Annotated in this window: 15 protein-coding genes; 13 read left to right on the top strand and 2 right to left on the bottom strand. The window is 48.2% G+C overall.

Annotation, left to right across the window (positions count from 1 at the left end):
- Window position 1: 1 nt before the first annotated feature.
- Both GOM71_RS08160 and GOM71_RS08155 read right to left on the bottom strand, forming a co-directional pair.
- Complete coding sequence (locus GOM71_RS08160; protein ID WP_156279670.1) at window positions 2-1,072, bottom strand: CotH kinase family protein; 1,071 nt, start codon at window positions 1,070-1,072, stop codon at window positions 2-4.
- A 118-nt stretch (window positions 1,073-1,190) separates the two neighbouring features.
- Window positions 1,191-1,481, bottom strand: a complete 291-nt coding sequence (locus GOM71_RS08155) for a hypothetical protein (protein ID WP_216651724.1) — start codon at window positions 1,479-1,481, stop codon at window positions 1,191-1,193.
- 283 nt (window positions 1,482-1,764) lie between these two features.
- Here GOM71_RS08155 and GOM71_RS08150 point away from each other — a divergent pair, with 283 nt between their 5' ends.
- From GOM71_RS08150 to GOM71_RS08090, 13 genes are all read left to right on the top strand, one after another.
- The gene (locus GOM71_RS08150; RefSeq protein WP_156279668.1) at window positions 1,765-2,463 is read left to right on the top strand and encodes a hypothetical protein; all 699 of its coding nucleotides are present in this window, start codon (window positions 1,765-1,767) and stop codon (window positions 2,461-2,463) included.
- A gap of 106 nt (window positions 2,464-2,569) precedes the next feature.
- Window positions 2,570-3,235 (top strand): DUF2642 domain-containing protein, encoded by a 666-nt coding sequence (locus tag GOM71_RS08145; RefSeq protein ID WP_156279666.1) that lies wholly within the window; start codon window positions 2,570-2,572, stop codon window positions 3,233-3,235.
- A 116-nt stretch (window positions 3,236-3,351) separates the two neighbouring features.
- Window positions 3,352-4,443 (top strand): GerAB/ArcD/ProY family transporter, encoded by a 1,092-nt coding sequence (locus GOM71_RS08140; RefSeq protein WP_173275380.1) that lies wholly within the window; start codon window positions 3,352-3,354, stop codon window positions 4,441-4,443.
- Between the two features lie 19 nt (window positions 4,444-4,462).
- Window positions 4,463-5,914: a spore germination protein gene (locus GOM71_RS08135; RefSeq protein WP_156279662.1), complete on the top strand. Its 1,452-nt coding sequence runs from the start codon at window positions 4,463-4,465 to the stop codon at window positions 5,912-5,914.
- A gap of 5 nt (window positions 5,915-5,919) precedes the next feature.
- Entirely contained in the window at window positions 5,920-7,050 is a 1,131-nt protein-coding gene (locus GOM71_RS08130; RefSeq protein WP_156279658.1) for a Ger(x)C family spore germination protein, read from the top strand.
- A gap of 75 nt (window positions 7,051-7,125) precedes the next feature.
- The gene (locus GOM71_RS08125) at window positions 7,126-7,350 is read left to right on the top strand and encodes a hypothetical protein (protein WP_156279656.1); all 225 of its coding nucleotides are present in this window, start codon (window positions 7,126-7,128) and stop codon (window positions 7,348-7,350) included.
- Window positions 7,351-7,395: 45 nt separating this feature from the next.
- Window positions 7,396-7,785, top strand: coding sequence for a spore coat protein (locus GOM71_RS08120; protein ID WP_156279654.1), 390 nt, complete (start codon window positions 7,396-7,398; stop codon window positions 7,783-7,785).
- A gap of 239 nt (window positions 7,786-8,024) precedes the next feature.
- Entirely contained in the window at window positions 8,025-8,516 is a 492-nt protein-coding gene (locus tag GOM71_RS08115; RefSeq protein WP_156279652.1) for an Lrp/AsnC family transcriptional regulator, read from the top strand.
- A 13-nt stretch (window positions 8,517-8,529) separates the two neighbouring features.
- On the top strand, window positions 8,530-9,747 hold the full coding sequence (locus tag GOM71_RS08110; protein WP_156279650.1) for an aminotransferase class I/II-fold pyridoxal phosphate-dependent enzyme: 1,218 nt from the start codon (window positions 8,530-8,532) through the stop codon (window positions 9,745-9,747).
- A 98-nt stretch (window positions 9,748-9,845) separates the two neighbouring features.
- Window positions 9,846-10,421, top strand: a complete 576-nt coding sequence (locus GOM71_RS08105; RefSeq protein WP_156279648.1) for a cob(I)yrinic acid a,c-diamide adenosyltransferase — start codon at window positions 9,846-9,848, stop codon at window positions 10,419-10,421.
- Window positions 10,418-11,374, top strand: a complete 957-nt coding sequence (locus GOM71_RS08100; protein WP_156279646.1) for an RluA family pseudouridine synthase — start codon at window positions 10,418-10,420, stop codon at window positions 11,372-11,374. The genes GOM71_RS08105 and GOM71_RS08100 overlap by 4 nt, the downstream gene beginning before the upstream one ends.
- 31 nt (window positions 11,375-11,405) lie before the next feature.
- On the top strand, window positions 11,406-11,774 hold the full coding sequence (locus tag GOM71_RS08095) for an arsenate reductase family protein (RefSeq protein ID WP_156279644.1): 369 nt from the start codon (window positions 11,406-11,408) through the stop codon (window positions 11,772-11,774).
- Window positions 11,767-12,993, top strand: a complete 1,227-nt coding sequence (locus GOM71_RS08090) for an aminotransferase class I/II-fold pyridoxal phosphate-dependent enzyme (protein ID WP_253944755.1) — start codon at window positions 11,767-11,769, stop codon at window positions 12,991-12,993. Before GOM71_RS08095 ends, GOM71_RS08090 begins: the two co-directional genes overlap by 8 nt.
- Window positions 12,994-13,022: the final 29 nt, after the last annotated feature.

Genomic DNA, 13,022 nt, shown 5'->3' with positions numbered 1-13,022 from the left:
ATTAAGCTTTCCAAGCTTTCAATGCGGTTTTGATAACGGCTCTCCGCTCCCGAACATAATCGAGGATAAAAGCGGGCTCATTCAAAAAAGTGTCAAAGCTGCTTTTTCTCGTAAAGTCATCCCGGATGGCTGGCGTTAATTGCTGGTACATCCGGACAATGACCGGATCAATCCGTTCGACTGTAAAATGATTTTTTAGAACGCGATACATAATTGCTTTATAGGCTTTTCGACAGGAAGAATAAGCGAATAGCTTCTCGGTAAGCTTATTGTAGCCTTGAAGCCTTACCAAGTTACTGCCGCAAGGCCTTCCATAGCAATTCCGCCCCCAGGTACCCTCGTAATCCCAAGGAATAATCCGATACTTGCCGCTTTTGCGATGCTCATAAAGCGCATAGTTCTGATCAAACCCGTCATAGTTCCCCGTTAGAACCGCTCCGGCCAGCCAGAGTAAATACTGGTTGACGTCCAATTTTTTCGCCGTATAGGCCGACAATTTTTTACCGGACAACCGATTGACGCCTTTAATAAAGCGGATGAGCCGCGGCTTTGTAACCGTAGTTGTGCCGTACTGAATTTCATAGCCTTCAAATAGTGAATTTTTCGGTTCCTTCGAATCGGGATCGACTAAACTGAAATCTGCGCTGTCATTAGTGGCGTATACGATTGAATTAATGCCAAGCTTTCTTTTTTTGAAGAAATACGTATTAACCGCTTCGATTTCTAAATACACGCCTTGAGCTTTGCCGTTAATTTCGACCCAGATATGCTTGGTCAAAGGTGAAGGTATTCCGATCATATTGAAAAAATGAAAGGATAACGCGTTGCGAATCATCGATGGATCGTCAAATTCGGCGTTCCAGTGGAGCGTGGTGCCTCCTTCAATAATGACCTCGTACGATTTCTTGCTGTAATGCAGCGTATGTCCTCCGCGAAACCCGAACTGCGCCGTATATGTTTTTCCGTCCATTTCTAATTGGACGGTTTTATACTTCTTTCTTTTTTCCGCTTGCTGCAGCTCCATCATGTCTTCTTCATCAATCGTAATTTTACGAACTGGAAACTGTTCCATGGGTCCACCCCTTGGGCAAAAGATAAAGCCTATCGACAAACGATAGGCTTTTGTGCTTATTTACCCTATTCTGAATCCGGGTGAAATGACACTATATTTGAAAATTAGGATTAGCCTCTCACGCGCCTTTGGTGCCGCCAGTACCGCCGGTACCTTTCGTACCTTTAGTGCCGCCGGTACCGCCGGTACCTTTCGTACCTTTAGTGCCGCCAGTGCCGCCAGTACCTTTCGTACCTTTAGTGCCGCCAGTACCGCCGGTACCTTTCGTACCTTTAGTGCCGCCGGTACCGCCAGTACCTTTCGTACCTTTAGTGCCGCCAGTACCGCCGGTACCTTTCGTACCTTTAGTGCCGCCAGTGCCTTTCTTCATGTTTTCCACTATATTGTTATCCGACTTCTTATGAGACATTAAATCTCCTCCTTCTTGGTTTACTACAAACTATGAGCAGACTCTACTAATCGTATGGGTCAAACACTTAATCTCGAATAAATGGTTACTAATCTAGTACCCCGTATATAGGGGATACATATAAATATATTACATATCGTCTCCCATGATAGATGATCCGAATCAAGTACTGGAGGGATGCCTGCTAGATCAAACAGCTATGAAGCAGGAGTGTATAAGACGCAGATTGTGAAGTCAGGTTTTAAAACTATCATTAATAAACTATATCCGGAGGGATTTACACATGAGTTATTTCGGTTACTATCCTTATGCAGGTCAGTACAATCCTTGGAATAAAAGCGATAAAAGCGACAAAAGCCATAAAAGCAGCAAAAAAGAAAAAAACTGCCTTGAAGATCTCGTAGGAAAATGCGTTAAAATTAACAAAGGCGGCCCTGAATCGTTTGAAGGCAAGCTTCTTGCAGTTAAATCCGACTACCTTGTCGTTAGAACAAATGAAGGCATCGTCTATGTGGTTACTGCTCACGTAAAAAGCATTACGGAAGTGAAAGGCTGCAACCGAAGCGGCGGATCCCGCGATTTCATCAAGGCGAACAACTTTAGAGGCGTTCTTAAGGCGCTTGAACACGAGTTTGTGCAAGTGAACTGGGGCGGCCCTGAGAAGATCGAAGGATTTTTGGCTGAAGTATGTAAAGATACCATCTTGATCGTCAACAACAGAACAGTGACTCAAGTATTGATCGACCATATCCGCACGATCAAAAAAGAAGGCAAATCGGGCGGTTCGAGCGGCAATAAATCCGGCGGCAACAGCAATAACAACAATAACAACAAAAATGACAACAAAAATGACAACAAAAAAAATGACAACAAAAACGAAAACAAAAACAAAAACAAAAGCAACGGCAACAACCGTACAGGCGGAGCAAACACCGGCGGCAACAAATCGGGCAACAAATCAGGAAATAAATCGGGCAAATAAGTTCCGATAGAGTAAGCGGTAGTCCGGGCCCCGGCATAAATAGCCGGCGCCCGGTTCTATTATCGCGACTCTCGCGAACGTATTCGGATGAAAGGAGGTTGATCGCATGAAAAACCGACATCCGCTGCTCGACCGACAGGTTGAACTTGAAATATCCGGTAAAGTAACGCCGCTGCGCGGCAGGCTGATCGAATGCGGCCAGGATATTCTCGTTCTTCATAACGGAGTTCAGTTTCTTTATGTGCCGCTAATACACTTACAGCAACTGCGAGTTTCGACGCAGGAAACGACGAGTTTTGAAATACCGGAGATGCCCTTTGAGCCATTTAATGATCCAATATCGTATCGAAAAATATTAATGAACGCCAAAGGGATGTTCTCTGAAATTTATATAACCGGAAATCAGTCTATTCATGGATATGTAACGACGGTTATGAACGATTTTTTTGTCTTTTATTCCCCGGTGTACCATACCGTTATCATATCGCTTCACCATTTGAAATATTTGATACCGTACAATCCGAACTTAACCCCCTACACGCTGACTTCAGAGCAATTTCCATTGAAGCCATCGCCGATCACGTTAGCCAGAACGTTCGATCAACAGCTGCGGAAGTTAATTGGAGAGTTTGTCGTCCTCGATTTGGGGGAAAACCCTAACAAGACAGGCGTGCTCAAAAATGTCGACCAAAGCATGATTGAGCTGGCAACCGCCAGCGGCAATGCCGTCTATCTTCACTTCGATCATGTCAAAACGGTACACGTTCCTTAATGAAAGTCGCCCTTATCGCAGCCGCTCGGTGTGCTGAAAGGGCGATTTTTGCTTGTATTCCGAAATGCATGACTTTTCAAATGATGGGGAAAGCTGGAGCGAAAGGATGTGACCTCATGGATCTGGTTTCCAGAAAACGATTCGGCTTATGGCCTGTTGTTATGATGACGCTGCTGTCGGTAGGACTTGTCAATCATGTAACGATAATCCCGCTGCTGCTCGACACTGCGAAACGGGATGCATGGCTGAGCGTGCCTGTAGGTTTTATTATTATGCTGCCTATTGTTGCCTTCCCGCTTCATCGAACGCTGGTTAAACTCAACGGCAAGAGGATCGATCGCTGGCTGAATGATCGCATGCCCCGAATTGTCGCTTGGCTAGTCATCTTTACATTTATTTGCATTCAACTAATGATCGCATTTGCGACATTGGTGGATGTCGTTAGCTGGACAAGCTCTACCTATTTGCCCAGAACGCCGCCCGTCGTTACCGCCTGCCTTTTCTGTATATTATGCCTCGTTGCAGCTGCCTCCGGCTTGCGTACGATCGCGTTTTTATCCTGCATCCTGCTGCCTATCGTCGTAGTACTAGGCGATTTTGTTATGTCCGCCAATATGCCCGCTAAGGAGTACAGCTACTTGCTGCCTCTGTTGGAAAATGGCGCAGCTCCTGTGCTTAAAGGAGCGTTGCAAAGCTTAAGCTCGTTCCTTGAAATTACCTACTTACTTATGATTCAGCATCATATGAGCAAAAAATTTAAAAGCTGGCATTTAGTGCTGCTTACCTTTGTACTTGCTGTGCTTACGATTGGTCCTACAGTGGGGGCAATTACCATTTTTGGTCCCGTAGAAGCTTCTATTATGCGGTATCCGGCATACACGCAATGGAGAATTGTAAAAGTGGGCGATTATATTGAGCACGTCGACTTTTTCGCAGTTTACCAATGGCTGTCCGGCGCTTTGATTCGGATCGCAATGCCGATTTATATCGCCCATGAATTTGGTCCTCTTCGCTGGATGAAGCGGAAGTGGATCGGGTTGTCCATTATTGTGTTTCTATTCATTATCGCGGCGACGATAATGCTAAAACATAAGCTGGCGTATGAAAGATGGGAAGAAACTTATTTTTGGTATGCAGGCGTTGTTCAGTTGGCCATTTTACTGTTTGTATGGGCTATTCCGGCGAAAACTAAAAGAGTGAAATCCTGATCTATGGAGGCGGAAAGCGATGAAAGGCAATGCGTCAAAGAATGGAAGCAAACTGGATAGCATTTATTCAAGGCTGAGCCGCTCCGATGATGTTGTCATTCAAGATTTCCGCACGGATGGCGAAATAGGACATTTGTTCAAAATCATCACCTGCTGCGGCATGGTCGATATGCAGACGTTTTTTATCGCGCTGCCTGCAAATTTGGAAAGGCTTGCCCACTGGATAGACAACGGGCAAAAAGGCGAGGAGGACCAAGACTCAGCGCTCAAATGGTCTGCCGGACTTATTGGCTCCCGCATGCCGCTCGATAATAAAAACGACATCGACAGTTTATATGCCGCTTTATTTTCCGGCAGCGTCATTGTCATTCACAATCGCAGCGGTATCGTATTTAATTTCGATTTAGCGAGCCAGCCGGGAAGACAGCCTGAAGAATCGACAATGGAGCTGTCGCTGAAAGGGCCGAGAGACGGCTTTATTGAAAACATTGTGACGAATATCGCACTAGTCCGGCGTAGACTGCGGACACCTGATTTGCATTGTGAATATTGGAGTCTTGGCTCGGAATCGCAAACAGAAGTTGCTTTGCTCTATATGGACGGCGTTGCCGATCCGCAAATCGTGGAGGAAGCGAGAAACAGGCTGCGAAATATTCATATTAAAACGCTGCACAGCGCAACACAGCTTGAGGATTTAATTTCGGATCGCCCTTACTCCTTTTTTCCGCTTGTTGAATATATCGGCCGGCCCGATTATGTCGTAGAATCGTTGACCAAAGGAAAGTTTGCCCTGCTGGTAGACGGCTCGCCTTCGGCCATTATTGCGCCGACAAATTTAATGCTGCTGACGAAATCGCCGGAAGATATGCATCTTCCTTACTATTTCGTCTCGCTGGAGCGGCTTCTCCGTCTTATGGGACTAGTTTTGGCGTTATGCTTGCCTGGCTTTTGGGTAGCTTTATCCGCTTATAACATCGATCAGATTCCGTTTTCCTTGCTTGCAACCATTACCATTTCGAGAATTGGCTTGCCGGTCTCGGCTACGATGGAAATGTTTATTATGTTGTCCATATTTGAGCTTTTCCGCGAGGCGGGAGTTAGACTGCCGCGTGCTGTAGGACAGACGGTATCGGTCGTAGGAGGGCTCATCGTGGGCGATGCAGCGATCAGCGCAGGATTAACCTCGCCGACGATGCTCGTAGCAGCAGCGATAACGGCAGTTGCTACATTTACGCTTGTCAATCAGTCGTTAAGCGGCACCGTTAGCATTCTTCGTTTTTTTATTCTCATGCTATCCTCTTTATTCGGAATATTCGGCTTTTACATTTCGGTGTTCGCCGTCTTGATTTATATGTGTTCCATAGAATCATTCGGCAAGCCTTATTTGGCTCCAATTGCACCGATCAAATGGAGATTGCTGATACCGGCCATTTTAATCAAGCCCTGGAAGAAAAGAGCTGAGGAGGAGTAAGAGAAATGCCGGCCTTCGTGAAATGTATATTGGCCATTAGTCTGCTTTTTACGGCTACTGGCTGCTGGGATGAAATGAATTTGCAGAAGATCAGCTATATTTCTGCGCTGGGCGTGGATTTTGTGGATGATCATTATGTCGTCTATGCGCAGCTAGTATCCTTCGGCTCGATCGCAAAAAAAGAACAGGGATCGATAAGCAAAAATCCGATTTGGATCGGTACACAGAAGGGCGATACGCCGCTGCATGCGATGTTTAATCTAATGAACAGCTCGCAATATATTCTTACCTTGGATCATTTGAAAACGATCATTGTACATGAACGGGCGTTTAGTCGCTTAACGGCGATTTTGGAAGGCTTGAATCGGATGAGAGCTACGCGCTATACGACTTATGTTTTCGGAACGAAAGACAATCTGGATAAAGTGCTTACCATCGACAGTTTTTTCGAATCCTCTCCGCTTACGAGCGTGATGTTCGATCCGAGCATCGTGTATGAGGAAAACAATTTCGTGAAAGCGACCCGCATGGAAGATATCGTCAGACTGGCTTTTGAGCCGGGAATGACTTTGTTAATGCCCAACTTGAAAAGCAACGGAAAAGAGTGGACGAATGATGATAAACAGATGAATTTAGTCACTATTGACGGTGTGTTCGCTTTTAAGAATAACTTATTTAAAGGCTTCTTTCCTAAAAATGAAGTCAAAGGTTTAGGATGGAGAAGTGAAAACTTCCAGCGGCAGATTGTAACGGTGAATGCGAAGGATGAGCCGAAAAATACTGCCAGCGTTGTTCTTACCAAAGGGGAAATGAAAATACGCTGGGACGCTCGGAAATCGGTATTTCGATTGCGCGGGGATTACATGGGCCATATCGTGGAATGGAATCCCGAGTTTAATTTTGTTTCCATTGTTTCCACAGTAGAAGCGAAAATAAAGGAGCAAATAAAATCGACCTATAAAATCGGTCTTGATTACGGGGTTGATTTGTTTCCGCTTGAGCACGAGCTATATCGCTATCACAACAGCAAATGGAAGGAACTGAAGCGGCAGGGCGAATGGATGCCGAACGCAGATGAGTTGCTGATTGACATTAATGTTTCGCTGAGCCATTCCGGCGAAATTGAAGTGCATTAACGGCAGCAATACATAAATCGCGGCCTAGGCGCTCATAATATATTTGGTTCTGCAAAAATAAAGGAGGCGGGGAATATGCATCAACCGATTACGGCAAAAGAGCTGGAGTACATTGCGGATTCCTTATCCAATGAAGATTTGCTAATGAAGCAAAACGCCATGCTGGCTTCGGCTGCCAGCAACCAGGCGCTTAAACAGATCGGCCAGCAAATGATGCACACGCATCAACAGCATTATCAAACTTTAATGCAATCGTTCCAGCAGCATCAATCACTGGCGCCGACACAACCGCAGCAATAACCTTTTTGCTAAAAAAATCATCCCTATTAGAGGAGGACGATCAGCATGTATCAATCCGCTCCAACATTGCCAGATGAGGATTTAGCGTATACGGTGCTTTCGGATTTGAAGCGGGTCGTGCGCGAGTATGCGACGGCTGCGACTGAATCAACATGCCCTAACGTTCGGCTAATGTTCACCAACCTGCTCAACAGCACGCTGAAAATGCAGGGCGATTTGTTCCAAGTGATGCAATCGCAAAATATGTACAGCACCGCTTCTCCGGCGCTTCGTCAAGAAATTGACAAGCAGATTAAGGAGTACCAGCAAACGCAGCAAAAAACGTCGCAATGGCTGCAGCAGCGTCAAAACGGCTTTGCGCCGAATTTCGGCAACTTCGCGCAATACCAGCAACCGCAGCATCAACAGCAAACGCATCAGCCCTACTACAGCTAAAGACCCCTCTGGGGTCTTTCGTTTTAATGAATAGGTTTTATAAATTTTCATTTATAAAAATACTTATATTTCAACCGCGAAACGGAAGCTGCGCCGTCAAAGAATGGCGCAGCCGTTTCTGCTTGGTTTTTTTCTTTGCAGGATGTATCAATTCGTTGTAAAATATTTGTTACATCAATAGTTATCATTATGTGTGAATATATGACTGCAAATCCTGATGTAAAGGGAGTATAGCGACGATGAACGATTTACAGTTGAAGGTGCTGGAACTGCTTAAGGAAGATGCAAGAAGGGACGCGGGGCTGATCGCTACGATGCTCGGCCGATCCGAGGAAGAGGTAAAGCAAGCGATCTCCGAGCTTGAGAATAATCATATTATCGTTAAATATGCTACGGTTGTGAATTGGAGCAAGGTTGACGACGAGAAAGTGACGGCGTTGATCGAAGTTCAAATTACGCCGGAGCGCGGCCGCGGATTTGAAGGCATTGCCGAGCGCATATACTTATATCCGGAAGTGAAATCGGTTTATTTAATGTCCGGAGCGTACGATTTGCTCGTTGAGGTTGAAGGGAAAAACTTGAAAGAAGTAGCTTCCTTCGTATCCAACAAGCTGTCTCCGATCGACAAGGTGCTTTCGACGAAAACGAATTTTATTCTTAAAAAATATAAACAAGACGGCATTATCTTCGAGGAGCACGAAGGTGACCATCGTTTGATTATTACGCCGTAAGAGGGTGATGGCAATGATAAAAGACAAAGACACGACTACATCAACTCCTCGCAAGCAAATGGCCGACTATTTGTCTCCCATGGCAAGAAGCATTAAACCTTCAGGCATTCGACGCTTTTTCGATTTGGTGAGCGCACGGAAGGATGTTATCACGCTGGGAGTCGGCGAGCCTGACTTTACAACGCCGTGGCATGTGCGCGAGGCTGCTGTCTATTCGCTGGAAACAGGAAAAACGCAATATACCTCGAATGCCGGCATGCCGGAATTACGCGGCGCAATCGGGCAATATTTAAATGATCAGTTCAAAGTTGAATATAACCCTGCCAATGAGATTTTGGTTACCGTCGGCGGGAGCGAAGCGATTGATTTGGCGCTTCGCGCGTTGATTTCGCCAGGAGACGAAATATTAATACCGGAGCCGTGCTATATTTCCTATTCTCCGATAACGACATTGAGCGGCGGAGTCGCGGTAGGTATTGAAACATTCGCCAAAGATCAGTTCAAGCTGAAGGCCGAGTCGTTGAAGGCTGCGATTACGCCGCGCTCGAAAGTACTTATTCTTTGTTATCCAAGCAATCCGACCGGCGGCATTATGACCTATGAGGATTGGCTGCCGATCGCTAAAGTAGTGGAAGAGAACGACCTGATTGTCATCTCCGACGAAATTTATGCGGAGCTTACTTATGGAACGAAGCATGTCAGCTTCGCAGCTATGCCTGGTATGAAGGACCGGACGATTCTCGTCAGCGGTTTTTCCAAAGCGTTCGCAATGACTGGCTGGCGTATGGGCTATGCTTGCGGCCATACGGACTTAATTGCCGCTATGCTCAAAATCCATCAATACACCGTCATGTGCGCTCCGATTATGGGGCAGCACGCCGCGCTGGAAGCGTTATCCGTTCACGGACTTGAGGAAAAGGACCGGATGATCGAATCGTACAACCAACGCAGAAGGCTCGTTGTCAAAGGATTTAGAGATATCGGGCTTGAATGCCATGAGCCGGAAGGCGCCTTTTACGCTTTTCCTTCGGTTCAATCAACCGGCTTGTCCTCGGAGCATTTCGCTCAGCGGCTGCTTGAAGAAGCGGGGGTCGCAGCTGTACCGGGCGACGTGTTCGGCCTGGGCGGAGACGGACATCTTCGCTGCTCTTATGCGACCTCGGTTGCTTTATTGACCGAAGCGCTGGATCGGATCGGCAATTTTGTCCACAAAGTGAAGCAAGGCAACTAAGCGATAATAGAAAGCAGGTACGGGAGCAGCGTCCCTCGCCTGCTTTTTGTTATGTCAGCTGGCTGAAATAATACGCAACGTTAGGAGACGGAGACATTATGAACTTGTATACGCGTACTGGAGATAAAGGCGATACCTCTCTGATCGGCGGGAGAGTCCGCAAGGACGATTTGCGGGTTGAAGCCTATGGCACGATCGACGAATTGAATGCGTTCGTCGGACAGACGGCAGCTGAGGCGGCCAAACATGATGAGCTTACAGATATGGCCGCTCAGCTGTTTGAGATTCAGCAGGAGCTGTTTGACTGCGGTTCGGATTTGGCCTATGCGAGAGAAGGCTTTCCGTTAAAAATGAATGGAGAACCGGCGGCGCGGCTGGAGAAACAAATCGACAGCTATAGCGATGAGGCTCCAGAAATTACCCGCTTTATTTTGCCTGGCGGAAGCTCGGCTGCTGCATTGCTGCACGTATGCCGGACGGTGTGCAGGCGGGCGGAGCGCAGGGTAGTGACGATGACGGCCTCGCACCCGGCCAATCCGGAAGTGCAGGCTTACTTGAACCGGCTGTCCGACTATTTCTTTGCGGCTGCACGCGTGGCCAATGCCCGGCTGGGCATTGCGGATACGGAATATGAGCGGAGCGCGGAAGTATTCCGCAAACGGGACCGCAAATGAGTGCGAATGTTGATGATTACTATAAGCCTTTAACGGTCATCGTCAGTACAGCGGATGACGGCAAGCCTGCTCGAACAGTATTGGAGCGCAGGCTTGGCGTCTCCCGCAAGCTGCAATCGCGGATTAAACTGACCGAGCTCGGCATAACGGTTAACGGAGAACGTGTATATACGTCTGCTATCGTGCGTGAGGGAGACGAGCTGACGATTCGGATGGAAAAGGAAACGTCGGACGATATTTTGCCTGAACCGATCCCTTTGGATATTGTGTTTGAGGACGACGATTTGTTAATCGTCAATAAGCCGGCAGGCTTTGTCGTTCATCCTACGCACGGGCACTATACCGGAACGATTGCCAACGGCGTCGTTTATCATTGGCGGGAGAAGGGCGAGCGGGTCCGGTTTCGGCCGGTGCATCGGCTAGACGAGGACACATCAGGCCTTGTCGCCATCGCGAAGACACCCTATATTCACCAGCAACTGTCCGAGCAGCTGCAGGCCAACGCGATTAAAAAGCTGTATCGTGCTTATGTGTACGGCAAGCCTGTTGAACGGAAAGGCACTGTTGATGCGCCGATCGATCGTGATCCGGAATCGCCGCATATTCGTATTGTTACGCCTGCGGGATATGCATCCGTTACTCATTATGAAACGGGAGCCGTATTTGCAGGCGGCGCGGCTTCGATGGTCAGACTGAAGCTGGAAACCGGACGGACGCATCAAATTCGCGTACATATGCGGCATATCGGCTGTCCGCTTATCGGCGACGGCATGTATGGGCCGGACAATGGCGGCAAGCCGGAGTGGGAGGCAGCTGCGGGACGTCAAGCGCTGCATGCTGAAACGCTTGGACTTACCCATCCGATAACAAAGCAGTGGATGGAGTGGACGGCAAGCTTGCCGCCTGAGCTTGTCCGATTGGAACAAACGCTTAACAATCCAATAGTTAAATAACTTGATATAAGATAAAGGAGCATTTCGTACGATGAGCAATAAAAAATTGACCGTAATTCAATATCCGAAATGCGGCACTTGCCGCATGGCAGTTAAATCGCTGCAGGCAAAGGGCAATACATTGGAATTGCGCCATATCGTGGAGGACACGCCTTCCGCCGCTGAGCTGAAAGCAATCGTTGCAAACAGCGGTCTTGAGCTGAAAAAGTTTTTTAATACGTCCGGAGAGGTATACAAGGCGCTTGGTTTGAAAGACAAGCTGGGAGCGATGAGCGAGGACGAGCAGCTAGCGCTTCTTGCCTCGAACGGCATGCTGATCAAGCGTCCGATCGTAACGGACGGCGTACGTGTTACAGTCGGCTACAAGGAAGAACAATACGAGCAAACGTGGAATGGGTGAGTGGAAAATGAGCAGGAAGCGATGGCGTTCTGATCGGCTGGCGCAGCTGGGATCGTCGATTTTTACCGAGGTGGAGCAATGGAAGCAAGCGGCGATCGCACAAGGCCATTCCGTCATTGATCTTAGCATCGGCAGTCCGGATATGCCGCCTACACAATCCGTCAGGGTTGCGCTCAGTCAAGCGGCGCTGCGGCCGGACATGTATGCGTATCCCGGCACTCGCGGCAGCGCGGCTTTTCGCCAGGAAGCGGCGAATTGGATGGAGCATCGCTTCGGCGTTAAGCTTGATCCCGACACGGAGTTAGTATCGCTGATGGGATCGCAGGACGGACTTTCGCATTTGGCGATGGCGATATGCAATCCGGGCGACGCTGCGCTTGTGCCGAATCCGGGATATCCGATCTATTCGGCTGCATTGGCGCTGGCCGGTGTTGAGCCGATCTTCATGCCTTTAAAGGCAGAAAACGGTTTTATCCCCGATTTGGATGCAATTGCGGATGAGGCTTGGGAGCGCGCGAAGTTTATTTTGCTGAACTATCCGAGCAATCCGGTATCGGCTGTTGCTGATATCGCACTTTTTGAGCGCGTAATGGAAAAAGCGCGCCAGCATGGCGTGCTTGTCGTCCATGACGCCGCATATTCGGAGATGGCATTCGACGGCTATGAGCCTCCAAGCATGCTGCAAATCGAAGGCGCTCTTGATGGGGCGGTCGAATTTCATTCCTTGTCCAAAAGCTTTAATCTCGCCGGCGGACGGATCGCCTTTTTGGCAGGCAACCGCGAGGCGGTCGGCGCGCTTCGCGAGCTTAAAGGCAATATTGATTTTGGCGTATTTGGAGCGGTACAAGAAGCGGGTATCGCTGCTATGAAGGAAGCGATGGCGGCGGACGCGCCTCCTAAAGCAGGAGCGTTATACGAACGCCGCCGCGATGTTCTTGTAGAAGCTTTGCAGGCAGAAGGCTGGAAGGTGGAAAAGCCGAAGGCGACAATGTTTATTTGGGCGCCGCTGCCGGAAATGAAATGGTCGCTGTCCGGGCCGTGGAATTCAAGGCGAATTTCCCAGGAAATGCTCGCCAAAGTCGGCGTAGCGGTTATTCCGGGCGAAGCGTTCGGCAGCGAAGGCGAAGGGTATGTCCGAATTGCGCTGGTAGAGTCGGAAGCGAATTTGCTTGAAGCGGCAAAGCGGATCGGCAAATTTATTCGCGGCGAGTTTGACTGACAGCATAGTAAAGAAGCGTATCGTTCAAA

The sequence above is a fragment of the Paenibacillus sp. NEAU-GSW1 genome, from assembly GCF_009737085.1.
Taxonomy (GTDB): domain Bacteria; phylum Bacillota; class Bacilli; order Paenibacillales; family Paenibacillaceae; genus Pristimantibacillus.
The sequence above is the reverse complement of the archived record's forward strand: the minus strand, read 5'-3'. Positions and strand labels throughout refer to the sequence as shown.

Bases quoted from the DNA above. Each gene is read 5' to 3' on its own strand.
- GOM71_RS08160 (WP_156279670.1), bottom strand. From the start codon at position 1,072: ATGGAACAGTTTCCAGTTCGTAAAATTACGATTGATGAAGAAGACATG.
- GOM71_RS08155 (WP_216651724.1), bottom strand. From the start codon at position 1,481: ATGTCTCATAAGAAGTCGGATAACAATATAGTGGAAAACATGAAGAAA.
- GOM71_RS08150 (WP_156279668.1), top strand. From the start codon at position 1,765: ATGAGTTATTTCGGTTACTATCCTTATGCAGGTCAGTACAATCCTTGG.
- GOM71_RS08145 (WP_156279666.1), top strand. From the start codon at position 2,570: ATGAAAAACCGACATCCGCTGCTCGACCGACAGGTTGAACTTGAAATA.
- GOM71_RS08140 (WP_173275380.1), top strand. From the start codon at position 3,352: ATGGATCTGGTTTCCAGAAAACGATTCGGCTTATGGCCTGTTGTTATG.
- GOM71_RS08135 (WP_156279662.1), top strand. From the start codon at position 4,463: ATGAAAGGCAATGCGTCAAAGAATGGAAGCAAACTGGATAGCATTTAT.
- GOM71_RS08130 (WP_156279658.1), top strand. From the start codon at position 5,920: ATGCCGGCCTTCGTGAAATGTATATTGGCCATTAGTCTGCTTTTTACG.
- GOM71_RS08125 (WP_156279656.1), top strand. From the start codon at position 7,126: ATGCATCAACCGATTACGGCAAAAGAGCTGGAGTACATTGCGGATTCC.
- GOM71_RS08120 (WP_156279654.1), top strand. From the start codon at position 7,396: ATGTATCAATCCGCTCCAACATTGCCAGATGAGGATTTAGCGTATACG.
- GOM71_RS08115 (WP_156279652.1), top strand. From the start codon at position 8,025: ATGAACGATTTACAGTTGAAGGTGCTGGAACTGCTTAAGGAAGATGCA.
- GOM71_RS08110 (WP_156279650.1), top strand. From the start codon at position 8,530: ATGATAAAAGACAAAGACACGACTACATCAACTCCTCGCAAGCAAATG.
- GOM71_RS08105 (WP_156279648.1), top strand. From the start codon at position 9,846: ATGAACTTGTATACGCGTACTGGAGATAAAGGCGATACCTCTCTGATC.
- GOM71_RS08100 (WP_156279646.1), top strand. From the start codon at position 10,418: ATGAGTGCGAATGTTGATGATTACTATAAGCCTTTAACGGTCATCGTC.
- GOM71_RS08095 (WP_156279644.1), top strand. From the start codon at position 11,406: ATGAGCAATAAAAAATTGACCGTAATTCAATATCCGAAATGCGGCACT.
- GOM71_RS08090 (WP_253944755.1), top strand. From the start codon at position 11,767: ATGGGTGAGTGGAAAATGAGCAGGAAGCGATGGCGTTCTGATCGGCTG.